The sequence below is a fragment of the Methylobacterium oryzae genome (genome assembly GCF_021398735.1).
Classification (GTDB): domain Bacteria; phylum Pseudomonadota; class Alphaproteobacteria; order Rhizobiales; family Beijerinckiaceae; genus Methylobacterium.
Genome location: NZ_CP090349.1, coordinates 5,838,456 through 5,858,831, shown reverse-complemented (window position 1 = coordinate 5,858,831; position 20,376 = coordinate 5,838,456). Strand labels below are relative to the sequence as shown.

Sequence of the window (20,376 nt, the reverse complement as noted above, 5' to 3'; positions counted from 1 at the left end):
GGATGCCGGCCCGGATGCCGGCCGCGCCCGGGCCGGGTCTCGTCGTCCTCGACTTCGACGGCACGCTGGCCGACAGTTTCGGGTGGTTCTGCTCGGTGCTGAACGGCGTCGCCGACCGCTACCGCTTCCGCCGGGTCGAGGCCCACGAGGTGGAGGAGCTCCGGCTCCAGGGCGCCCGGGCGATCGTCGCCCATCTCGGCATCCCGCGCTGGAAGCTGCCGCTCATCGCCCGCCACATGCACGCGCTGGCCGCCCGCGACGCCGCGCAGATTGCCCTGTTTCCCGGCGTCCCGGCGATGCTGGCCGCGATTGCGGCGGCGGGCGTGCCGCTGGCGATCCTGTCGTCGAATCGCGCCGACACGGTGCGGCGGGTGCTCGGACCGGACAATGCCGCCCGCATCGGCAGATACGCCTGCGGGGCGTCGATCTTCGGGAAGGCGCGCCGGCTGCGGGCGTTGCTCGCGCGGACCGGGGTGCCGCCGCACCGGGCCCTCTGTGTCGGCGACGAGATCCGGGACCTCGAGGCGGCGCGGGCGCTGGGCTGCCCGTTCGGCGCCGTGGCCTGGGGCTACACCGACCCGCGGGCCCTCGCGTCCCATGGCCCCGAGCACCTCTTCCCGGAGCCCGGGGCGATCGCCCGCCTCGTGGCGGGCGAGGCCGGTCACATGCCGCGATTCGCGCCCGGCACGACGCTGGTGCCGCTGCCGCTGCCGAACGGCTCGTAGCGGGTCAGGCCGCGGAACAGCTGGCTGAGGAAGGCGCGGTCGGCGCCGCTCGTCGGCGTGGTGCGCTCGATGAAGTCGAAGATCCGGCCGTCCTGCAGGCCGTAGAGCGCCACGCGCTCGACCTTGAAGGCGGGGGTGAAGTACACGGCCGTGACCTTCTGGTCCTCGACCTGCTCGCCCAGGAACATGATTGTCCGGCGGGTGTTCTGCGAGATGTAGTACCAGGACTTGTTGCCGACCGTGGACACGGTCGAGGGCGTGCCCAGGATCTGCAGCACCTGCTCGGGGCCCATGCCGGGCTTGATCGTGGCGAGCGCCGCCTGATCGACCTGGTAGCCGTGGCGCAGCTCCTCGCCGATGCAGCCCGACAGACCGGTTGCCGCGAGGCCGAGCAGGGCGAGGCGCGCGAAGGACTGGACGAAACGGCGCCGCATCGGGCCCCCAGAGAGCGTGTTGACGGACGGGGCGCGACCGTCGCCGCCGGCACGGGGCTCCGACGGCGCTTGCGCCCTGGGCGTGGGTTGCCGTACCGCGGGGTTATGGCTTTGACAAGGCAAGCTTGGCCACAGAGGGCCGGGGTTCGACACCGATGATCGCCGGGCTGTTCCGCCGCGCGGGCGCGCGCCGCCGCGCCGTCGAGGGGCTGCACGTCGCCCTGAGCGAGGCCGCGCGCCGGCCAGGCCTCTACACGGATCTCGGCGTGCCCGACACCGTGGAGGGCCGGTTCGAATCCCTGTGCCTGCACGCGATCCTGGTCCTGCGCCGGCTGAACCGGCTGCCGCCGCCGGCCGCCGAGGTGGCGCAGGATCTGGTGAATTCCGTCTTCACCCAGCTCGACGCCTCCCTGCGCGAACTCGGCGTCGGCGACATGGGCGTGTCCAAGCGGATGAAGAAGCTCGGCGCCGCCTTCTACGGCCGGGCCGAGGGCTACGACGCGGCCCTGGAGGCCGGCGACGCCGCGGCCCTGGCGGCCGCCCTCGTCCGCAACGTGCTTGGCGGCGAGGGGGACGGGCGCGGTCTCGCCGCCTACGTGCGGGCGGCCGACGCCGCCCTCGCCGGGGCCGATCTCGACGGGCTGCTCGCGGCCGGGCCGCCCTTCCCGGAGCCCGACGGCTTCGCGCCGGTACCGGCCGGCCCTGACCACGGAGGACGCGCATGAGCCGCGATGCCAGCAGCCGCGATGCCGGCCAGGACGCTTTCCCGCTCGCGCGCTGGGTCAATGTCGAACGCCTGCCCCAGGGGCGCGGCGCCGTCACCGTGGAGGCGAGCCCGGCCGAGTGCGCGGCGCTGGCCGCCGATTTCGGCATCCCGGGGATCCGCGACCTCGTCGGGCGCTTCGCCATCGAGGGGGCGACCAGCCGCCTCACCGTGACCGGCACCGTGGAGGCCCTGGTGACCCAGGTCTGCACCGTCAGCCTCGAACCCTTCGAGGCGCCGGTCCGGGAGCCGGTCGAGGTGGTGTTCACCGACACCGACCGGCTCGCCGGCACCGATGCCGAGGACGCCGACATCCCCGACCCCCTGGTCGGCGGCCGCATCGATTTCGGCGCGCTCACCGCCGAGTTCCTGGCGCTGGGCCTCGACCCGTACCCGCGCAAGCCCGGCATCGCCTTCGAGCCGGTCGTGGCGGGCGACGAGGCCGGACCCCTCGACGGTCTGCGCAAGCTCCGCGACCGCGACGGCTGAGGCCGCCGCGTCCGGCCGGAACCGCCGGCCGCCCGATTTCATTTGCCCGCCGGGCCGGTATCGCTATGGTCCGCCGCGCCCGGCGGGCCCCGTCCCGCCGCCGTCCGACCCCTTTCCCGCCGAGACCCGCGACCCGCTACCGACATGTCCCAACGCGTGTGCATCTCGCTCGACGCCATGGGTGGCGACCACGGGCCCACCACGGTCGTGCCCGGCGCGGCGCTGGCCCGGGAGCGCCATCCCGGCACCACCTTCCTGATGTTCGGCGACGAGGCGGTGATCGCGCCGCTGGTCGCCAAGGAGCCCCGGCTCAAGGACTGCGTGGAGATCCGCCACACCAGCGTGGCCGTGGCCATGGACGACAAGCCGAGCCAGGCGGTGCGCCAGGGCCGGGGCAAGTCGTCCATGTGGCAGGCGATCCAGGCGGTCCGCGACGGGCAGGCCGATGCCTGCGTGTCGGCCGGCAACACCGGCGCGCTGATGGCGATGTCGAAGATCTGCCTGAAGACCATGTCGGGCATCGAGCGCCCGGCCATCGCCTGCCTGTGGCCGACCGTGCGCGGCGAGAGCGTCGTGCTCGACGTCGGCGCCACGATCGGCACGGATGCCGAGCACCTCGTCGAGATGGCCGTGATGGGCTCGGCCATGGCGCGCATCGTGTTCGACCTCGAGCGCCCCACCGTCGGCCTGCTCAACGTCGGCACCGAGGAGATGAAGGGCAACGAGGCGGTCAAGGAGGCTGCCCGGATCCTGCGCGAGATGGAGAGCCCCGGCCTGACCTATCACGGCTTCGTCGAGGGCACGGATCTCGGGCGCGGCACGGTCGACGTGGTGGTGACCGAGGGGTTCACCGGCAACATCGCCCTCAAGACCGCCGAGGGCACCGCCAAGCAGATCGGCACCTATCTCCGCTCCGCCATGACCCGGACGCTGGCCGCCAAGATCGGCGCCCTGTTCGCGCGGCAGGCCTTCAAGGCCCTCAAGGACAAGATGAACCCGAGCCGGGCCAACGGCGGGGTGTTCCTCGGCCTCGAGGGCATCGTCATCAAGAGCCACGGCTCGGAGAACGCGCAGGGCTTCGCCGCGGCGATCGATCTGGCGCACGACATGGCGCGCCACGACATGATCCGCACGATCCGCGAGATGCTCGACCAGACGGCGGCGCTGGCGCCGGCCTGACGCCGGCACCGGGCCTCCGTCGACGGACGGGATGGAAATCGGACGCCCGCGGCTTCACAACCGGCGATTGTGAAGCTGGATCGTCCGGGAAGGACAATGATGGCAACCCTCCGCACTGACCCCGAGCAGCACCGGCGCGTCCCCCCTCTGCGCTCGGTGGTGGTCGGGACCGGCTCGAGCCTGCCCGCGCGGGTGGTGACGAACGCCGACCTCGCCGAGCGGGTGGACACGTCCGACGAGTGGATCGTCCAGCGGACCGGGATCCGCCAGCGCCACCTCGCGGGACCCGACGAGACCACCTCGGTCCTCGGTACGCGCGCCGCCAGGGCGGCCCTCGACGATGCCGGGCTGAGCGCGGACGACATCGACCTCGTCATCTGCGCCACCTCGACGCCGGATCACACCTTCCCGGCGACCGCGACCCAGATCCAGGCGGCACTGGGCATCCATCAGGGCGCGGCCTTCGACCTGCAGGCGGTGTGCGCCGGCTTCGTCTTCGCGGTCTCGACCGCCGACAAGTTCCTGACCACGGGGGCCGCCCGCCGGGCCCTCGTGATCGGCGCCGAGACCTTCTCGCGGATCGTCGACTGGGAGGACCGCACCACCTGCGTGCTGTTCGGCGACGGGGCCGGCGCCGTCGTGCTGGAGGCGCAGGAGGGGGCCGGGGACCGCGGCGTCCTCAGCGCGAGCCTGCGGTCGGACGGACGCCACCGGGAGAAGCTCTACGTCGACGGCGGCCCCGGCTCCACCGGCACAACCGGCCACCTGCGCATGGAGGGCCGCGACGTGTTCCGATTCGCCGTCGGGCAGGTCACCGACGTGATCGTGGAAGCCTTCGCGCAGGCGGGCATCACCGCGGAGGAACTCGATTGGTTCGTGCCGCATCAGGCCAACCGCCGGATCATCGAGGCCTCGGCCGACAAGCTCGGTGTCGCTCGGGACAAGATCGTCCTGACGGTGGACCGCCACGGCAACACCTCGGCGGCCTCGATACCCCTGGCCCTCGACGTGGCGCGGCGGGACGGCCGCATCCGGGCGGGCGACCTCGTGATGATCGAGGCGATCGGCGGCGGGTTCAGCTGGGGCGCCGCGCTGATCCGCTGGTAGCGTTTCGGGCGGCGCGCCCGAAACGATTCGCTGTCCCGGCGCGGTTGACCGGGGGCGGAGCGCCGATTAGCGTGCCGGATCATAGGGATACGCCTTCAGCGTTCGGCGCGGCCAAGGGTGCCGCGCCGTGCGTCATGGGGCGAGCGACGCGGGCGAGGGGACACGGCATGGCAGGCAAGACGGTGACGCGCGCCGACTTGAGCGAGGCCGTCTACCACCAGGTGGGCCTGTCGCGGACCGAGTCGGCCGCCCTCGTCGAGACCGTGCTGTCCGAGATCTGCAGCTGCCTCGCGAGCGGCGAGACGGTGAAGCTGTCCTCGTTCGGCTCCTTCGTGGTCCGCAGCAAGGGCAAGCGCGTCGGCCGCAATCCCAAGACCGGGGTCGAGGTCGCGATCGAGCCGCGGCAGGTGATGGTGTTCAAGCCCTCCAACGTGCTCAAGGCCAAGATCAACGGCCTGAACGGCGCGGGCGACCACGACGACGAGTGAGCGCGCCGCGAATGCGGCCGCGTCGGCGAGCGCTTCGGGCAGGGTCTTCAGGCTTGAGTGCGGCCCCGCGAGCCGGCAAGATCGGGCCGCTTCGCCCACTCCGTAAGACGCCCATGCCGCCAGCCCTCGCCGCCTCGACCGACGAACCGCCGACCGGGATCGGCGAGAAGAGCGCCCACGCTTTCCGGACGATCAGCGAGGTGGCCGAGGAACTCGACGTGCCCCAGCACGTCCTGCGATTCTGGGAAACCCGCTTCGGCCAGATCCGCCCCGTGAAGCGGGCGGGGGGGCGCCGCTACTACCGGCCCCAGGACGTCGAGCTCGTCGCCGGCATCCGCCACCTCCTGCACGTGCAGCGCTACACCATCGCGGGGGCGCAGCGGGTCCTCAAGGAGAACGGCGTCCGCTTCGTGCAGGCCGTCGGCCGCGGCGAGGCCGTGGCGGCCGAGCCGCTGCTTCAGGAGGTCGAGACCGAGGCGGGAGCCCGGAGCGGGACCGGGGGCGCGACATTCGGCGCGTCGGACCGGGCGGCCCTGGCCGGGGCCCTGGACGAGCTGCGCGCCTGCCGCGCCCTGCTCGACGGGCTGCGCGACCTGCCCGACATGGAGGCCTGAGCGGGCCTGCCGGGCTCGACGACCCCGGCACCGCGCGCGGCGGGCGAACTTTCCGGCAACACGTCGCGTTGTCGCCCGCATGGCCGCGCCCAAACCCAAGTTGACGCCCAGCCAGGAACTGATGGCCCGCATCATGCGGATCGTCCGCTCCTGCCCGGAGGCGGCGTCCGAAGTCCTGGAGCTGATGTTCCTCGTCAGCCAGATCGAGGCGGCCACCGGGGTCGACCGGGACTATCGCGACGCCAAGCGGGTGATCAGCCGCCTGCGCAACCCGCTCTGGGAGATGGGTCCCACCGACCGGGAGAAACTCCTGGCGGCCGCTGAGACGATTCGCCGGGTCTGCCGGCTGGCCGAGGACGAGATTCCCCCCGTGCCGGTGGCCGATGCCGGGGAGCGGGCGCGGGTCGAGGGGCGGCTCGCCGCCGCCCTGGCCGGCGAGTTCGACGCGGCGCAGATCGCCCGCATCACCGGGATCGTCGCGGCGGCCCTCCAGAATTAACCCGCCGCCCGAGCCCTCGACGCCCGTGCGCGGCGTCCCCACATGGTCTCCACCGATGAACGGGACATCCGGACGCGTGTCCGGGGAGAGGTCCCGGGTCGGCACTGGAGAGACGCTGCCATGATTGCCCTACGTCCGCTCGCCGCGCTGCTCGCAGGGAGCATGGCACTGGCCGGGCCCGCCCTGGCCCAGACGCCGTCCAGCCGAACCAAGACGGTGGCGCCCGGCAAGACGGTCCGCATCGAGATCGCGCCGAACCTCAAGAAGGACTGTTCTCCTGGGCCGATGCCCGAGTTCAAGGTCTCGGGCCCGCCGAAGAACGGGTCGGTGATCACCAAGGTCGGCAAGCTGAAGACGCCGGCGAGCTACCGCTGCCCCAACAAGGAAGCGGCCGTCCAGGCGCTGTTCTATCAGCCCAACAACGGATTCACCGGTACCGACGAAGTGACGTTCGAGGTCAAGAGCTCCGACGGCCAAGTCCAGACGCAGACCGTCAAGATCACTGTCGGGGGGGCGGGGACCAAATCAGGAGACGACGGCAAGAAAGAGGGCACGGATTTGTGAGCAGGCTCCGGCCGAAACGGTATCTGGCTAGTCCTGCCGCTCGGTCAGCCGTCCGGGGGCGTCACGGAGTCTCGTCCGTGACGCCTTCAGCGCTCCGGAGTGTTGCATGCAATCGACATGCCGGGCGCCATGCTCGCCGCACTGCGACAAAAGCGGGCCTGTCGGTTGCATCCGAGCCGAGACAGGATGAAGCTGTCACGGTCTGAGAGGGTTATCGAATGCCGATGCATGCGACGAACGACCTTTTCCAGAGCTTCGCCCGAGGGTACGAGGCCCGCCGCGACACGGAGATGACGCTCTCCGAGTACCTGGAGGCCTGTCGCGACGAGCCCCTGATGTACGCCTCGGCCGCCGAGCGCATCCTCGCGGCGATCGGCGAGCCGGAATTCGTGGACACCGCCAGGGATTCGCGCCTCGGCCGGATCTTCATGAACCGGACGATCCGGACCTACCCGGCCTTCCGCGAATTCTACGGCATGGAGGAGACGATCGAGCGGATCGTCTCGTTCTTCCGCCACGCCGCGCAGGGGCTGGAGGAGCGCAAGCAGATCCTCTACCTGCTCGGGCCGGTGGGCGGCGGTAAGTCGTCGCTGGCCGAGCGGCTGAAGCTCCTGATGGAGGTTCACCCCGTCTACGTACTCAAGGCTGGGGACGAAGTGTCGCCGGTCTTCGAGAGCCCGCTGGGCCTGTTCGACCCCGAGACCATGGGCGAGGAGATCCAGCGCCGCTACGGCATCCCGCGCCGGCGGCTGACCGGCCTGATGAGCCCCTGGGCGCTGAAGCGCCTCGACGAGTTCAACGGCGACATCTCGCGCTTCAAGGTGATCAAGGTCCGGCCGTCGCGCCTGCGCCAGATCGCCATCGCCAAGACCGAGCCGGGTGACGAGAACAACCAAGACATCTCCTCGCTCGTCGGCAAGGTCGACATCCGCCGCCTGGAGACCCTGTCGCAGGCCGATCCCGACGCCTACTCGTACTCGGGCGGCCTGAACCGGGCGAACCAGGGCATCCTCGAGTTCGTCGAGATGTTCAAGGCGCCGATCAAGATGCTGCACCCGCTGCTCACCGCGACGCAGGAGGGTAACTACGTCGGCACCGAGAATATCGGCGCGATCCCGTTCACCGGCGTGATCCTGGCGCACTCGAACGAGGCCGAGTGGCAGACCTTCAAGACCAACAAGAACAACGAGGCCTTCATCGACCGGATCTACGTGATCAAGGTCCCGTACTGCCTGCGCGTCACCGAGGAGCAGCGGATCTACGAGAAGCTGATCTCCGGCTCGGAGCTGTCGGACGCGGCCTGCGCCCCCGGCACGCTGGAGATGCTGGCGCGGTTCTCGGTGCTGTCGCGGCTCCGCGAGCACGCCAATTCCAACGTCTTCTCCAAGATGCGGGTCTACGACGGCGAGTCCCTGCGCGAGGTCGATCCCCGCGCCCGCTCGATGCAGGAGTACAAGGACACGGCCGGCGTCGACGAGGGCATGGACGGGATCTCGACCCGTTTCGCCTTCAAGGTGCTGGCCGCGACCTTCAACCACGACACCACCGAGGTCTCGGCCGACCCGGTGCACCTGATGTACGTGCTGGAGCAGTCGCTGCGCCGCGAGCAGCTCCCGCCCGAGACCGAGAAGAAGTACCTGGAATTCATCAAGACCGAACTGGCCCCGCGCTACGCGGAGTTCATCGGCCACGAGATCCAGAAGGCCTACCTCGAATCGTACCACGATTACGGGCAGAACCTGTTCGACCGGTACATCGACTACGCCGACGCCTGGATCGAGGACCAGGACTTCAAGGACGCCGAGACCGGCCAGCTCATGAACCGGGAGCTCCTGAACCAGGAGCTGACCAAGATCGAGAAGCCCGCCGGGATCGCCAACCCGAAGGACTTCCGCAACGAGGTGGTGAAGTTCGCTCTGCGCTCCCGGGCGCAGCACGGTGGCCGGAATCCCAGCTGGACCAGCTACGAGAAGCTGCGCGAGGTGATCGAGCGGCGGATGTTCTCCCAGGTGGAGGAGCTGCTGCCGGTGATCTCCTTCGGCTCGAAGAAGGACGGCGAGACCGAGAAGAAGCACGGCGAGTTCGTCGAGCGCATGGTGGCGCGCGGCTACACCGAGCGGCAGGTCCGCCGCCTGGTGGAGTGGTACATGCGGGTGAAGCAGGCCGGCTGAGGGACGACGGGGCCCGGGCCCGTCCGATGGATCGGCCGGGCCCCGTACCGACCCTCCGCCGCCACAGTTTCGGACGACCGGCCGGCGAAGATCGCGGCCCTGCTGCCAAAGAGGGATCCTTCCCTCCGGTGACAGCATGGTACGACAAGGGTCCGGACCCGGCCGGAGCACGCGGACGAGGGTTTTCGCAGCGGATGCACATCGTCGACCGACGTTTGAACCCGGGCGGCAAGAGCCTCCCGAACCGCCAGCGCTTCCTGCGGCGCGTGAAGGACGTGGCCCAGCGCGCGGTGCGGGAATCCGCCCGCGAGAAGGACATCAAGGATCTCGGCAAGGACGGCCGCGTCACCGTGCCGGCGGACGGCGTCCGGGAGCCCCGCTTCTCGCGCCAGCCCGGCACCGGCCTGCAGGATCACATCCTGCCCGGCAACAAGACCTACGTGGAGGGCGACACGATCGAGCGCCCGCCGGGCAGCGGCGGCGGTCGCGGCTCCGGCGAGGGCGGGGAGGGCGGCGAGAACAGCGAGGACGCGTTCCGCTTCGTGCTCACCCGCGAGGAGTTCCTGGAACTCTTCCTCGAGGATCTGGAACTGCCGGACCTCGCCAAGCGTCGCCTCGCCATCGTCGAGACCGAGGGACTGCGCCGGGCGGGCTACACGGTCACCGGCTCGCCCGCGAACCTCGCGCTCACCCGAACCCTGCGCAACTCGATGTCGCGGCGGATCGCCCTCAAGCGCCCGAAGCCCGACGAGGTCGCGGCTCTGGAGGCCCGGCTCGACGCCCTCGCCGAGGGGCACCCGGAGCGGCCGGACTTGGAGCAGGCGCTGTTCCGGCTGCGCGAGCGCGCGAAGCGCATCCCCTACGTCGACCCGATCGACCTGCGCTTCCGCCGGTTCGAGCCCTATCCGCGGCCGATCGCGCAGGCGGTGATGTTCTGCCTGATGGACGTGTCCGGCTCGATGACCGAGCACATGAAGGACCTCGCCAAGCGATTCTACATCCTGCTGCACATCTTCCTGACGCGCCGCTACCGGCACGTCGAGATCGTGTTCATCCGCCACACCGACCGGGCGACCGAGGTGGACGAGGAGACCTTCTTCGGCTCCCGCGAGACCGGCGGCACCCTGGTCTCGTCGGCGCTCGTGGAGATGAAGCGCGTCATCGCCGAGCGCTACGACCCGAACGACTGGAACATCTACGCGGCCCAGGCCTCGGACGGCGACAACGTCTCGTCCGACGGGCCGACCTCCACGGAGCTGCTGCGGTCGCACATCCTGCCCGCCTGCCAGCACTTCGCCTATCTGGAGGTGGGCGACGAGAACGGTCCCCGAGCCGGCTTCGTCGAGCACCGCACCACCCTGTGGCGGACCTACGAGGCCATCGCCAAGGCCGGCGGCCCGATCGCCATGCGCAAGGTCAACCACCGCCGGGAGATCTACCCGGTCTTCCGCGAGCTGTTCGGCCGCAAGGAAGGCCGCGCCGAGGCGGAGGCGTGATGGCGGCGCGCGCATCAACCGATCGGGAGGCCGCATGACGCTCGTCAAGGCACGCACGCCCCAGATCATCGCGGGCAACCAGAAGCCGCTGTTCACCGGCAACGACTGGGATTTCGACACGATCCGGCGGATCCACGACGCCTGCGAGGCGGTGGCCGGGCCGCAGCTCGGACTGTCGTGGTACCCGAACCAGATCGAGATCATCACGGCCGAGCAGATGCTCGACGCCTACGCGTCGATCGGCATGCCGCTGTTCTACAAGCACTGGTCGTTCGGCAAGCACTTCGCCCAGCACGAGGCCGGCTACCGCCGCGGCCTGATGGGGCTCGCCTACGAGATCGTCATCAACTCGGACCCGTGCATCTCCTACGTCATGGAGGAGAACACGGCGACGATGCAGACGCTGGTCATCGCGCACGCCGCCTTCGGCCACAACCACTTCTTCAAGAACAACTACCTGTTTCGGCAGTGGACCGACGCCGAGGGCATCCTCGACTACCTCGACTTCGCCAAGGGCTTCATCGCCCGCTGCGAGGAGCGCTACGGCCACCAGGCGGTGGAGCAGGTGCTCGACGCCGCCCACGCGCTGATGAGCCAGGGCGTCCACCGCTACCCGCGCAAGAAGCGGCCGGACCTCGCCTCCGAGCAGCGGCGCGAGCGCGAGCGGATCGAGCACGGCGAGCAGATCTACAACGATCTCTGGCGCACCCTGCCGCAGAAGATCGGCACGGCGCGTCCGGACGCGGCCGCCGAGCGGCGCAAGGCGCTGCTCGAACTGCCGCAGGAGAACATCCTGTATTTCCTGGAGAAGGCCGCGCCCCGCCTGCGCCCCTGGCAGCGCGAGATCCTGCGCATCGTCCGCCTGGTGGCCCAGTACTTCTATCCGCAGCGCCAGACCAAGGTGATGAACGAGGGCTGCGCCACCTACTGCCACTACCGGATCATGAACGCCCTGTCGGAATCCGGGCAGATCACCGAGGCGGCCTATCTCGAATTCCTGCAGTCGCACACCAACGTCATCCGGCAGCCGAACTACGACGACCGCTCCTACGGCGGCCACAATCCCTACGCGATCGGTTTCGCGATGATGCAGGACATCGCCCGCATCGCCGAGCAGCCGACCGAGGAGGACCGGGCGTGGTTCCCCGACATCGCGGGGGTCGGCGACGCCATGGCGGTCCTGCGCGATTGCTGGGAGAATTACCGGGACGAGAGCTTCATCCAGCAGTTCCTGTCGCCCAAGCTGATGCGCGATCTGCGCCTGTTCCACGTGGTCGACGATCCGGAGGAGCCGGAGCTGCGGGTGGAGGCGATCCACGACGAGCGCGGCTACCGCAAGCTGCGCCGCTCCTTCGCGCGGCAGTACGACGTGGCGTGGCTCGACCCCGACATCGAGGTGGTGGACGTGGATCTGGAGGGCGACCGGCGCCTGATCCTGCACCACAAGGCGATCAACAAGATCACCCTGCAGAAGGACGACGCCAAGCGCGTGCTGCAGCACCTCGCCGACCTCTGGGGCTACGACGTGGTGCTCAAGGAGGTCGAGCCGGCCACCGGCGCGGTGCTCGGCGAGATCACCGCCAGCGCGCGGCCGATCTTCTTCTGAGCGGGACGGCGGGAGGGCGCCTCCCGCCCGATTCCCCGTCCTGATGTGGCGTCCGGCCGAAACCCTCGATGGCGGCAGCCCTCCGTCATCACGAGCGCGGCGAAGTGACCCAGGGTCGCGCGACATCGGTGAATGTAGCGCCGACTGGATCGCTTCGCGCCGCTCGCCAAGACGGCACCGGCCGATCGACTGGGACCTTCCGATGAGGACGGCAGTTCCGAAGGCCTCGTGATTGCCTCGGCGGTACCGCCGTGCTGCATGGGGCAATGACCGCCCCGATCCTCACCCTCGCCGAGACCGGCGACTTCCTCGACCGCGAATTCCCGCAGATGCAGGCGGGCGGGCGCGCCTACCACCTCGAGGCCGTGGGACCGCTCGCGGCGCGGATGCGGCTCGAAGCCCACGAGCGCTTCCTGCGTCCCGGCGCGACCGTGTCGGGGCCGGCCATGATGGCGCTGGCCGACTACGCCCTCTACGCGGCGATCCTGGCCAATATCGGTCCCGTGGCGCTCGCGGTGACGACGAGCCTCACCTTCAACTTCCTGCGCAAGCCCGCCACGGGGGATCTCGTGGCCGAATGCCGGCTGCTCAAGCTCGGCCGGCGCCTCGCCGTCGGCGAGGTGTCGATCACCGCCGTCGGCAGCCCGGACCTCGTCTGCCACGCCACCGGCACCTACTCGATCCCGCCGCGCTGACGCGCCAGGCCGTCATCGCGAGCGGAGCCAAGCGCGCCGGGGCTTCGCGACACTCGAGAGCGTGGCGCTGCTGGGTTTTCGCTCCGCTCGCCATGACGAGGGTGCCCGGCTCAGCCGACACGCGCCTCGGCGAGCCGGGCGGCGTAGCGGGCGATCAGGTCGACCTCGAGGTTGAGCCGATCCCCCTGCCGCCGCTCGCCCCAGGTGGTGACCTGGAGCGTGTGCGGGATCAGCAGCACCGAGAACAGGTCGTCCGCGACCGCATTCACGGTGAGCGAGGTGCCGTCGAGGCAGACCGAGCCCTTCTCGGCGATGAACTTCTTCACGGCGGCCGGGGCCCGCAGGGTGAAGCGCTCGCTGGCGCCCCAGGCATCGGCCGTCACGCTCACGCGCTCCACGATCTCGGCGAGGCCGTCGACGTGGCCGGTGACGAGATGGCCGCCGAGCTCGTCGCCGATCTTCAGGGAGCGTTCGAGGTTGATCCGCGTGCCCGCCGCCCAGGTGCCGACGGTGGTGCGCGCCAGCGTCTCGGCGGCGGCGTCGACCGCGAAGACGCAGCCGCCCGCGGCGGGCTCCACCGACACGGCGGTGAGGCACGGTCCGGCGCAGGCGATCGAGGCGCCGAGCGCGATCGTCGCCGGATCGTAGGCGGCGCGGATCGCGATCCGGCGCAGGTCACCGTCGCCCGAGACCGAAACGACCGTGCCGATGGCGCTGACCAAGCCCGTGAACATCGCTTACGTCCTGTTGCGTTCGTAGGTCACGGCCGCGTCGGGCCCGAGCTGCAGCCGCTCGGCCTCCCGGAACCGCTCGCCCGCTAGGGCTTCCGCCAGGGCCGGGCCCAGGGCCGGCAGGCCGCCCGCTGCACCTAGCTCCGCCGGCCCGGTGACCAGCGTGCAGGCATCGACCAGATCGGCCCGGGCCAGCGCCTCCGCAAGGCGGGGGCCGCCCTCGCTGCACAGGCGGGTCAGGCCGCGCTCGCCGAGACGCGCCAGGGCCGCCGGAAGGTCGATCCCGCCGGCCGCGTCCGCCGCTACGGTGGCGACCTCGACGCCGAGGGCCTCCAGGGCCCGCCGCGCGTGGGCCGGGGCCGAGCGGGTCGTGAGCACCAAAGTCGGTGTGTCGCGGGCGGTGCGGGCGAGGACGCTCGCCGGGGAGAGCCGCAGATGCGTGTCGAGCACGACCCGCAGGGGCGAGCGCGTGCCGAGGCCCGGCAGCCGCACGGTCAGCGACGGGTCGTCGGCCCGGGCGGTGCCGATGCCGATCAGGATCGCGTCGGCGTGGGCCCGCCACAGGTGGACCGCCCCGTCCGCCACCGGCCCGGTGATCCGCAGGCGCTCCGGTCCGGCGGAAGCGCAGAAGCCGTCGCGGGTGCGGGCGAGCTTGAGGTGCAGGGCCGGGCGGCCGCGGGTCACCCGGGTGACGTGGCCGACATGGTCGCGCGCCGCCTCCTCCCGCATCAGCCCGGTCTCGACCGCGACGCCGCCCCGCCGCAGGAGGTCGTGGCCGCGCCCGGCCACCCGCGGGTCGGGATCCTCCAGGGCGCTGACCACCCGGGCGATCCCGGCGGCTAGGATGGCGTCGGTGCAGGGCGGCGTGCGGCCGTGATGGGAGCAGGGCTCCAGGGTGACGTAGAGGGTCGCGCCGCGGGCAGCCTCGCCGGCGGCGGCGAGCGCCACGGGCTCCCCGTGCGGGCGCCCGCCCGGCGCCGTGGCCGCCGTCCCGAGGATGCGGCCGGTTTCGGGCTCGACCACGACGGCGCCGACCGACGGGTTCGGCCAGGTGGTGCCGAGTCCGCGCCGGCCCAGCGCCAGGGCGAGGCGCATGAAGTTCGGGTCACCGCTCATGGACGCCCGGCGCGGCGCCGCCCCGACGCCTCGGGCTCCGGGTCGCCCTCCGGACCCGGCGCGGCCGCCGGTACCGGCGTGCCGTCGCTCAGCGTGCCGAGCAGCTCCTCGAAGTCCCGGGCCTCGCGGAAGTTCTTGTAGACGGAGGCGAAGCGCACGTAGGCGACGTCGTCGAGGCCCTTCAGCCCCGCCATCACCAACTCGCCGATCGCCTCGGAGGTCACCTCGGGCTCGCCGGCGCTCTCGAGCTGCCGGGTGATGCCGCTGACCAGCCGCTCGATCCGCTCCGGATCGACGGCGCGCTTGCGCAGCGCCACGTCGATGGAGCGCTGGAGCTTGTCGCGGTCGAACGGCACGCGCTTGCCCGAGCGCTTGAGCACCACGACCTCGCGGAGCTGCACGCGCTCGAAGGTGGTGAAGCGGCCGGCGCAGTCCGGGCAGACCCGGCGGCGCCGGATCGCGGCGCCGTCCTCGGAGGGCCGCGAGTCCTTCACCTGGGTCTCGGAGCCGCCGCAGTAGGGACAGCGCATGGATCTCGCTACTCGGGCATGGAAACGGCCGCGGACCGGTCGGATCCGCGGCCGTTTCCTAATCCACCGCGGGCCGGCCCGGAAGACCGGCCCCGGCTCAAGCGGCCCTCTTGCCTCAGCCGTAGATCGGGAACCGGTCCGTCAGCGCGTGGACGCGGGTCTTGACGTCGGCCTCGACCGCGCTGTCGCCGGCCTCACCCTTGGCGGCGAGCCCGTCCAGCACCTCGACGATGAAGCCGCCGATCTGCTTGAACTCGGCGACGCCGAAGCCGCGCGAGGTGCCGGCCGGGGTGCCGAGCCGGATGCCCGAGGTGATGGTCGGCTTCTGCGTGTCGAAGGGGACGCCGTTCTTGTTGCAGGTGATGTGCGCCCGCGACAGGGCCGCCTCGGCGGCCTTGCCGGTGAGGCCCTTCCGCTGGAGGTCGACCAGCATCAGGTGGTTGTCGGTGCCGCCCGAGGTGATGTCGTAGCCGCCCGAGATCAGCGTGTCGGCGAGCGCCCGGGCGTTCTCCACCACCTGGCGGGCGTAGATCTTGAACTCGGGCTTCAGCGCCTCGCCGAAGGCCACCGCCTTGCCGGCGATGACGTGCATGAGCGGGCCGCCCTGGAGGCCGGGGAAGATCGCCGAGTTGAACTTCTTGGCGAGCGCCTCGTCGTTCGTCAGGATCATGCCGCCGCGCGGGCCGCGGAGGGTCTTGTGGGTCGTCGTGGTGGCGACGTGGGCGTGCGGGAACGGCGACGGGTGGACGCCGGCCGCCACGAGGCCCGCGAAGTGGGCCATGTCGACCATGAAGTAGGCGCCGACCGAGTCGGCGATCTCGCGGAACTTGGCGAAGTCCCAGTGGCGCGGGTAGCCCGAGCCGCCGGCGATGATCACCTTCGGCTTGTGCTCCTGGGCGAGCTGGGCGACCTGCTCCATGTCGATCCGCTGGTCCTCGCGGCGCACCGTGTAGGAGACCGGCTTGAACCACTTGCCCGAGACGTTCGGCGGCGCGCCGTGCGTCAGGTGGCCGCCGGCGGCGAGGTCGAGGCCCAGGAAGGTGTCGCCGGGCTGCATGAGCGCCAGGAACACACCCTGGTTGGCCTGGGAGCCGGAATTCGGCTGCACGTTGGCGAAGCCGCAATCGAACAGGCGCTTGGCGCGCTCGATGGCGAGATCCTCGGCGATGTCCACGAACTGGCAGCCGCCGTAGTAGCGCCGGCCCGGATAGCCCTCGGCGTACTTGTTGGTGAGCACCGAGCCCTGAGCCTCCAGCACGGCGCGGGAGACGATGTTCTCCGAGGCGATCAGCTCGATCTCGTGCTGCTGGCGGCCGAGCTCCTTGGCCACCGCCTCGGCGATCTCGGGGTCGGCTTCCGTCAGCGGGGCGGCGAAGAAGCTGTTGGAGAAGTGCTTGTCGGCGGCGGTACCGGCGCTCATGGTCTGCCTCTGTTCTGGTAGGGGCGATGCCCGGCCTTTCGTCGGCGTGCACGGGCGGGCGTTGAAGGTGGGATTCCTACACGCGCCGAGGGCTCAGGCCAAGCACAGGCATTTTGCTCGCGCGCCAAGAATAATTTGTCGCAGCCTGCCGCGGCGACCTAGAGTGCTGCCGGCATATTTTCCTTCTCTGCCACTAGCGGCTCGATAAAAGGAAAAAAGTCATGGAATAAATCATGAACGTTTCGAAGATCAGAGACGCGATGCGGTACTGTGATCTGCCGGATGCCCTAGATTATTCCATCACTGAGCTTCGGCTCGGCCTGCCTTCATCGCGCGACGGCAGGACCAGCGCTGCCCCGGTTCAAGCGATCTGGGAGATCAAGACCGGCAATGCGCAGTAGACGCCGGCTCGCGCGCGCGAACTGCGCAGAGATGTCGGCGTGGATGACAGTTTTCCCGTCATAGAGGTTCACTTGAGACGAGGAAACTCGGTCAAGGGACTGTCAATATCCGCGATCCTACTCGGAGAGAGGTTGCCATGAGCATGGAAGCCTACGCGCTCTGCGCGGGCGCGATGCCTGGTGTGGCGGAATGGCAGGCGGCCATCCACGAAAACGGGTTCGATCTGAAACTCGACGCCGCGCGCATACCGCCGGCCACGCAAGGGCATCTGCCCGCGACCTGGCGGCGCCGCGAGGCCGGCTTCGAGTGCCAGATCATTCCGCTGTCGGATCTGACGGACACCTATACCGACATCGACTTCGGCGGGCCGTGGACGTGCGTCTATGCCTTCTACTTCGCCACGCTCCCGGCTTGCGTCGGGGCGTGGATGGCTGTCGCGGCCTGCGCGGCCCAGTCGGACGGTATCGTCTTCGATCCGCAAGAGGGGCAGCTGCTCACCGCCGAGGGCGCGATCCGCTACGCGCGCGACACGGTGGCGCGCATCGTCAGTCTGGAGGCGCAGTTCGACGCCTCGACGGGCGGCTGAGGCCGGACGGCGTGTCGCGCCGTCAGGCCCGCGGGGCGAGGTTCGTCTCGATCAGGACCGTCTCGGCCTCGAACGCGGCCGCGTGCCACGCACCGGCCGGGAAGTGGAACACGCTGCCGGCCGAGAACGGCTCGCGGCCTCGCTCGGTCTCCAGGATCCCCGAGCCCGAGAGCACCTGAACGAACTGCTCGTGATCGTGGCTGTGCGCCGGCGCCGAGACGCCGGCCGGGACGACCACGCGCACGAGGCTGGCGCCCGAGCCCGGGATCGTGCGCTTGGCGACGCCGTTCCCGCCGAGACTCTCGGCGTGGTCGTCCCAGGCGGTCAGGTAATCGCTCATCGACGGGTCTCCTCGCCGGCAGGGTGGCGCTCCGATCGGTCGGGTCAACGCTCGACCGGACCCCGCCCCCGCGTCAACCGGTCCCGCCGGGCTGGCGGCCGCGCCGGCCCTTGCCGGCCGCGGGGTCGGCCGGCGCCGGATCCGGTCGGGCCGGGTTGGTCGACGGCGCCGGAGGCACGGCGCTCGCGGACGGCGTGCCGGAGGTGGGCCAGAAGGTCTCGAACAGCTCCCGCATCGCCCGGATGTTGTTGCCCTGAACCTCAGCCCCGGTGCGCAGCATCTGCTGGAACATGTCGGAGCCGGCCTCGCCCGCGCTCGCCTGCGGATTGGCGGCGGGCCTGACGGTGGGCTTGGCGGTAGGCTTCGGCGGCGGAGCCGGCGGCTCGACCGCCGGCATCATCGCCCTGGCCATCTCGGCCCAGGCCGGGCCGAACGGGAACGGCACGGGCGGCGGCGGCGCGCTCGGTCGCGCCGGCTCGGCCTGCGGCTGGTTCAGCATGACGTGGACGATGCTCGCCACCACGGCGCCCGCCATCATCGGCAGCATCTGGCGCAGGACCTGCGCGCCGACGCCGCTCGTCGCCGAGGCCTGCCGCAGCACCGCCTGCATCAGCTGCGCCGAGCCGAACATCTGGCCGAGGGCCTCGAACCCCTGCGCCGGCGCCGGCTTGGCGGCCTCCAGACCGAACATCCGCGCGAAGCCGGTCGGGTCCAGGCCGACGCTGCGCTGGAGGCCGAGCGTCAGGGCCGGCATCAGCGCCTCGAAGGCGCGGGCCGTCTGCTCGGTCGTCAGGCCGAACGGCTGGCCCATGGCCTGAAGCCCGGCCTCGCCCTGGGCCTGGAACATCTCGAGCGGGTTGAACATGACGCCTCGATCCTGTCCCGGCCGGGACCGCCCGGGACAGGGCATCGTGACCCTTTGCGCGGGGAAATACCAGTTCCCACCCGCGGAACTTGTGCCTCCGCGCCGCCGTCTCAGCTCAGCGGCTCGGGATGAGCGTGCCCCGGCGGCAGCGGCGCCGCCCGGTGGGGCGCCTCGGCGGCGACGTCCGGCTCCGGCCGGCGCGGGCCGACCCCCTCCAGCCGGTCGACCGTGCGGCGGGCGAGCAGGATGCCGAGCGCGCCGAAGACCAGGGAGCCGACCCCCATCCCGGCCACCACGCCGCGGGGGCCGTAGAGCGACGCCCCGAGCATGGCCGGCGGGATCGTCCCGAGCGTCGCCCGGCCCCAGTTCAGCAGCGTCGAGCGCAGCGGGAAGCCGAGATTGTTGAAGGCGGCGTTGCCGAGGAACAGGAGCCCGTTGAAGAACCAGATCGCGCCGCCGACGAGGCAGAAGAAGCCGAACAGCTCGGCCGCGACCCCCTGCAGGCCGAACAGGCCGGCGAGCCATCCCCGAGCCAGCGCCAGGAGGAGCCAGACCGCGGCGCAGTAGGCCAGAGTCACCCGGATCGCCGCGCCGAGCACGCCGCGCATCCGTTCGAACAGGCCCGCGCCCCAGTTCTGCGCCAGGATCGGGCCGATCGCCCCCGACAGCGCGAACAGGCCGCCGAAGGCCACCGGCGTCAGCCGGTCGATCACCGACGCGGCCGCGACCGCGTCCGCTCCGTAGCCGGCGAACAGACGCGCCAGGAAGGCGCTCGCCACCGAGGGGGCGAGGTTCGTCAGCACGGCCGGGCCCGCGACACCTGCCAGGGCTGCCGCGTCGGCCGGCAGATCGGACAGGCGCGGCCGGCCCAGGAGGCCGTGCCGGGCGACGCCGCGGACGCCCACCGCCACGAAGGTCGCGCGCGCCGCGCAGACCGTGATCGCCGCGCCCGTGACGCCGAGGCCGGCCCCGAAGATCAGCAGCGGATCGAGGAGCGCGGTGATCACGGCGCCGGCCAGGGTGACCGACATCGCCTGCCGCGCCTCGCCGACCGCGCGCAGCAGCCCGGTGAACAGCATGCCGGCGGCGAGCAGAAGGTTCGACGGCAGGGTGATGTAGAGGAACAGGACGGCCACCCGCAGCGCCTCGCCCTGCGCGCCGATCAGGGCCAGGAGCGGGCCGGCCAGCAGCGCGATCAGCCCCGCGATGAGGGCGGCCACGAGGCTGCCGAGGACCAGCGCCGAAGTCGCGAGGCGCCGCGCCGCCGCGCGGTCGCGCGCGCCGACGGCCTTCCCGACCAGGGCGCCGGCGGCGATCGTCAGGCCGATATTCACCGCCGTGGCGAAGAACTGGACGATGCCGGCGAAGCCGACCGCCGCCGTGAGGTTCGGGTCGCCCAGCGTCGAGACGTAGAGCAGCGACAGGAGATCGACGACGAAGATCGCCATCAGGCCCACCGAGCCGGTGGCCGCCATCACCACGACGTGGCGGAGGATCGAGCCGGTGACGAAGCGGCCCGCCTCCGCCGGGGGCGGCCCGTCGGACATGTCAGACAT

General features: G+C 71.1%; 23 protein-coding genes. 15 read left to right on the top strand and 8 right to left on the bottom strand.

Going from position 1 to position 20,376, the window contains the following annotated elements; genetic code table 11:
• Nucleotides 1-14: 14 nt before the first annotated feature.
• Nucleotides 15-725: an HAD hydrolase-like protein gene (locus tag LXM90_RS27965; protein ID WP_181049199.1), complete on the top strand. Its 711-nt coding sequence runs from the start codon at nucleotides 15-17 to the stop codon at nucleotides 723-725.
• Here the strand turns inward: LXM90_RS27965 and LXM90_RS27960 are convergent.
• Nucleotides 662-1,159, bottom strand: coding sequence for an outer membrane protein assembly factor BamE (locus tag LXM90_RS27960; RefSeq protein ID WP_020093881.1), 498 nt, complete (start codon nucleotides 1,157-1,159; stop codon nucleotides 662-664). The two genes, LXM90_RS27965 and LXM90_RS27960, sit on opposite strands and share 64 nt — an antisense overlap.
• Before the next feature lie 155 nt (nucleotides 1,160-1,314).
• Between LXM90_RS27960 and LXM90_RS27955 the strand changes: the two genes are divergently transcribed.
• The 12 genes from LXM90_RS27955 (at nucleotide 1,315) to LXM90_RS27900 (ending at nucleotide 12,830) form a co-directional block, all read left to right on the top strand.
• The gene (locus tag LXM90_RS27955; RefSeq protein WP_020093880.1) at nucleotides 1,315-1,884 is read left to right on the top strand and encodes a ubiquinol-cytochrome C chaperone family protein; all 570 of its coding nucleotides are present in this window, start codon (nucleotides 1,315-1,317) and stop codon (nucleotides 1,882-1,884) included.
• Nucleotides 1,881-2,411: a YceD family protein gene (locus LXM90_RS27950; RefSeq protein WP_020093879.1), complete on the top strand. Its 531-nt coding sequence runs from the start codon at nucleotides 1,881-1,883 to the stop codon at nucleotides 2,409-2,411. The genes LXM90_RS27955 and LXM90_RS27950 overlap by 4 nt, the downstream gene beginning before the upstream one ends.
• A 144-nt stretch (nucleotides 2,412-2,555) precedes the next feature.
• On the top strand, nucleotides 2,556-3,590 hold the full coding sequence (gene plsX / locus LXM90_RS27945) for a phosphate acyltransferase PlsX (RefSeq protein ID WP_026605038.1): 1,035 nt from the start codon (nucleotides 2,556-2,558) through the stop codon (nucleotides 3,588-3,590).
• Between the two features lie 99 nt (nucleotides 3,591-3,689).
• Nucleotides 3,690-4,697, top strand: a complete 1,008-nt coding sequence (locus LXM90_RS27940; protein ID WP_051123757.1) for a beta-ketoacyl-ACP synthase III — start codon at nucleotides 3,690-3,692, stop codon at nucleotides 4,695-4,697.
• A 167-nt stretch (nucleotides 4,698-4,864) separates the two neighbouring features.
• Nucleotides 4,865-5,185: an integration host factor subunit alpha gene (locus tag LXM90_RS27935; protein WP_020093876.1), complete on the top strand. Its 321-nt coding sequence runs from the start codon at nucleotides 4,865-4,867 to the stop codon at nucleotides 5,183-5,185.
• Nucleotides 5,186-5,298: 113 nt separating this feature from the next.
• Entirely contained in the window at nucleotides 5,299-5,799 is a 501-nt protein-coding gene (locus LXM90_RS27930; RefSeq protein WP_020093875.1) for a MerR family transcriptional regulator, read from the top strand.
• A gap of 79 nt (nucleotides 5,800-5,878) precedes the next feature.
• Complete coding sequence (locus LXM90_RS27925; protein WP_026605037.1) at nucleotides 5,879-6,298, top strand: hypothetical protein; 420 nt, start codon at nucleotides 5,879-5,881, stop codon at nucleotides 6,296-6,298.
• Between the two features lie 120 nt (nucleotides 6,299-6,418).
• Nucleotides 6,419-6,862: an Ig-like domain-containing protein gene (locus LXM90_RS27920; protein WP_026605036.1), complete on the top strand. Its 444-nt coding sequence runs from the start codon at nucleotides 6,419-6,421 to the stop codon at nucleotides 6,860-6,862.
• 218 nt (nucleotides 6,863-7,080) lie between these two features.
• Nucleotides 7,081-9,033, top strand: a complete 1,953-nt coding sequence (locus LXM90_RS27915) for a PrkA family serine protein kinase (protein ID WP_020093872.1) — start codon at nucleotides 7,081-7,083, stop codon at nucleotides 9,031-9,033.
• Between the two features lie 194 nt (nucleotides 9,034-9,227).
• Nucleotides 9,228-10,529, top strand: coding sequence for a YeaH/YhbH family protein (locus LXM90_RS27910; protein WP_020093871.1), 1,302 nt, complete (start codon nucleotides 9,228-9,230; stop codon nucleotides 10,527-10,529).
• A 34-nt stretch (nucleotides 10,530-10,563) separates the two neighbouring features.
• Nucleotides 10,564-12,135 carry a SpoVR family protein gene (locus tag LXM90_RS27905; protein ID WP_100252796.1) on the top strand — a complete coding sequence of 524 codons (1,572 nt, stop codon included), beginning with the start codon at nucleotides 10,564-10,566 and terminating at the stop codon, nucleotides 12,133-12,135.
• Nucleotides 12,136-12,401: 266 nt separating this feature from the next.
• The gene (locus LXM90_RS27900) at nucleotides 12,402-12,830 is read left to right on the top strand and encodes a PaaI family thioesterase (RefSeq protein ID WP_234081343.1); all 429 of its coding nucleotides are present in this window, start codon (nucleotides 12,402-12,404) and stop codon (nucleotides 12,828-12,830) included.
• A 110-nt stretch (nucleotides 12,831-12,940) separates the two neighbouring features.
• Here the strand turns inward: LXM90_RS27900 and LXM90_RS27895 are convergent, their stop codons facing one another.
• From LXM90_RS27895 to glyA, 4 genes are all read right to left on the bottom strand, one after another.
• Nucleotides 12,941-13,564 carry a riboflavin synthase gene (locus LXM90_RS27895; RefSeq protein WP_020093868.1) on the bottom strand — a complete coding sequence of 208 codons (624 nt, stop codon included), beginning with the start codon at nucleotides 13,562-13,564 and terminating at the stop codon, nucleotides 12,941-12,943.
• 3 nt (nucleotides 13,565-13,567) lie between these two features.
• Entirely contained in the window at nucleotides 13,568-14,677 is a 1,110-nt protein-coding gene (ribD, locus tag LXM90_RS27890) for a bifunctional diaminohydroxyphosphoribosylaminopyrimidine deaminase/5-amino-6-(5-phosphoribosylamino)uracil reductase RibD (RefSeq protein ID WP_234081341.1), read from the bottom strand.
• The gene (gene nrdR / locus LXM90_RS27885) at nucleotides 14,674-15,207 is read right to left on the bottom strand and encodes a transcriptional regulator NrdR (protein ID WP_056523583.1); all 534 of its coding nucleotides are present in this window, start codon (nucleotides 15,205-15,207) and stop codon (nucleotides 14,674-14,676) included. The genes ribD and nrdR overlap by 4 nt, the downstream gene beginning before the upstream one ends.
• A gap of 115 nt (nucleotides 15,208-15,322) precedes the next feature.
• Complete coding sequence (gene glyA / locus LXM90_RS27880; protein ID WP_012320887.1) at nucleotides 15,323-16,627, bottom strand: serine hydroxymethyltransferase; 1,305 nt, start codon at nucleotides 16,625-16,627, stop codon at nucleotides 15,323-15,325.
• Nucleotides 16,628-16,860: 233 nt separating this feature from the next.
• Between glyA and LXM90_RS27875 the strand changes: the two genes are divergently transcribed.
• Both LXM90_RS27875 and LXM90_RS27870 read left to right on the top strand, forming a co-directional pair.
• Nucleotides 16,861-17,028: a hypothetical protein gene (locus LXM90_RS27875; protein WP_234081339.1), complete on the top strand. Its 168-nt coding sequence runs from the start codon at nucleotides 16,861-16,863 to the stop codon at nucleotides 17,026-17,028.
• 137 nt (nucleotides 17,029-17,165) lie between these two features.
• Nucleotides 17,166-17,615, top strand: a complete 450-nt coding sequence (locus LXM90_RS27870) for a hypothetical protein (RefSeq protein WP_020093865.1) — start codon at nucleotides 17,166-17,168, stop codon at nucleotides 17,613-17,615.
• A 22-nt stretch (nucleotides 17,616-17,637) separates the two neighbouring features.
• Here LXM90_RS27870 and LXM90_RS27865 read toward each other — a convergent pair whose 3' ends face one another.
• From LXM90_RS27865 to LXM90_RS27855, 3 genes are all read right to left on the bottom strand, one after another.
• On the bottom strand, nucleotides 17,638-17,955 hold the full coding sequence (locus tag LXM90_RS27865; RefSeq protein WP_234081337.1) for a cupin domain-containing protein: 318 nt from the start codon (nucleotides 17,953-17,955) through the stop codon (nucleotides 17,638-17,640).
• A gap of 73 nt (nucleotides 17,956-18,028) precedes the next feature.
• A complete protein-coding gene (locus LXM90_RS27860) occupies nucleotides 18,029-18,820 on the bottom strand; it encodes a DUF937 domain-containing protein (protein ID WP_020093863.1) in 792 nt (263 codons plus the stop codon).
• 110 nt (nucleotides 18,821-18,930) lie between these two features.
• Nucleotides 18,931-20,367 (bottom strand): MATE family efflux transporter, encoded by a 1,437-nt coding sequence (locus LXM90_RS27855; protein WP_234081335.1) that lies wholly within the window; start codon nucleotides 20,365-20,367, stop codon nucleotides 18,931-18,933.
• Between the last annotated feature and the right edge of the window lie 9 nt (nucleotides 20,368-20,376).

Bases quoted from the DNA above. Each gene is read 5' to 3' on its own strand.
- LXM90_RS27925 (WP_026605037.1), top strand. From the start codon at position 5,879: ATGGCCGCGCCCAAACCCAAGTTGACGCCCAGCCAGGAACTGATGGCC.
- ribD (WP_234081341.1), bottom strand. From the start codon at position 14,677: ATGAGCGGTGACCCGAACTTCATGCGCCTCGCCCTGGCGCTGGGCCGG.
- plsX (WP_026605038.1), top strand. From the start codon at position 2,556: ATGTCCCAACGCGTGTGCATCTCGCTCGACGCCATGGGTGGCGACCAC.
- LXM90_RS27905 (WP_100252796.1), top strand. From the start codon at position 10,564: ATGACGCTCGTCAAGGCACGCACGCCCCAGATCATCGCGGGCAACCAG.
- LXM90_RS27875 (WP_234081339.1), top strand. From the start codon at position 16,861: ATGAACGTTTCGAAGATCAGAGACGCGATGCGGTACTGTGATCTGCCG.
- LXM90_RS27865 (WP_234081337.1), bottom strand. From the start codon at position 17,955: ATGAGCGATTACCTGACCGCCTGGGACGACCACGCCGAGAGTCTCGGC.
- nrdR (WP_056523583.1), bottom strand. From the start codon at position 15,207: ATGCGCTGTCCCTACTGCGGCGGCTCCGAGACCCAGGTGAAGGACTCG.
- LXM90_RS27900 (WP_234081343.1), top strand. From the start codon at position 12,402: ATGACCGCCCCGATCCTCACCCTCGCCGAGACCGGCGACTTCCTCGAC.
- LXM90_RS27950 (WP_020093879.1), top strand. From the start codon at position 1,881: ATGAGCCGCGATGCCAGCAGCCGCGATGCCGGCCAGGACGCTTTCCCG.
- LXM90_RS27935 (WP_020093876.1), top strand. From the start codon at position 4,865: ATGGCAGGCAAGACGGTGACGCGCGCCGACTTGAGCGAGGCCGTCTAC.
- LXM90_RS27915 (WP_020093872.1), top strand. From the start codon at position 7,081: ATGCCGATGCATGCGACGAACGACCTTTTCCAGAGCTTCGCCCGAGGG.
- LXM90_RS27860 (WP_020093863.1), bottom strand. From the start codon at position 18,820: ATGTTCAACCCGCTCGAGATGTTCCAGGCCCAGGGCGAGGCCGGGCTT.
- LXM90_RS27855 (WP_234081335.1), bottom strand. From the start codon at position 20,367: ATGTCCGACGGGCCGCCCCCGGCGGAGGCGGGCCGCTTCGTCACCGGC.
- LXM90_RS27965 (WP_181049199.1), top strand. From the start codon at position 15: ATGCCGGCCGCGCCCGGGCCGGGTCTCGTCGTCCTCGACTTCGACGGC.
- LXM90_RS27930 (WP_020093875.1), top strand. From the start codon at position 5,299: ATGCCGCCAGCCCTCGCCGCCTCGACCGACGAACCGCCGACCGGGATC.
- glyA (WP_012320887.1), bottom strand. From the start codon at position 16,627: ATGAGCGCCGGTACCGCCGCCGACAAGCACTTCTCCAACAGCTTCTTC.
- LXM90_RS27920 (WP_026605036.1), top strand. From the start codon at position 6,419: ATGATTGCCCTACGTCCGCTCGCCGCGCTGCTCGCAGGGAGCATGGCA.
- LXM90_RS27960 (WP_020093881.1), bottom strand. From the start codon at position 1,159: ATGCGGCGCCGTTTCGTCCAGTCCTTCGCGCGCCTCGCCCTGCTCGGC.
- LXM90_RS27870 (WP_020093865.1), top strand. From the start codon at position 17,166: ATGAGCATGGAAGCCTACGCGCTCTGCGCGGGCGCGATGCCTGGTGTG.
- LXM90_RS27895 (WP_020093868.1), bottom strand. From the start codon at position 13,564: ATGTTCACGGGCTTGGTCAGCGCCATCGGCACGGTCGTTTCGGTCTCG.
- LXM90_RS27955 (WP_020093880.1), top strand. From the start codon at position 1,315: ATGATCGCCGGGCTGTTCCGCCGCGCGGGCGCGCGCCGCCGCGCCGTC.
- LXM90_RS27940 (WP_051123757.1), top strand. From the start codon at position 3,690: ATGGCAACCCTCCGCACTGACCCCGAGCAGCACCGGCGCGTCCCCCCT.
- LXM90_RS27910 (WP_020093871.1), top strand. From the start codon at position 9,228: ATGCACATCGTCGACCGACGTTTGAACCCGGGCGGCAAGAGCCTCCCG.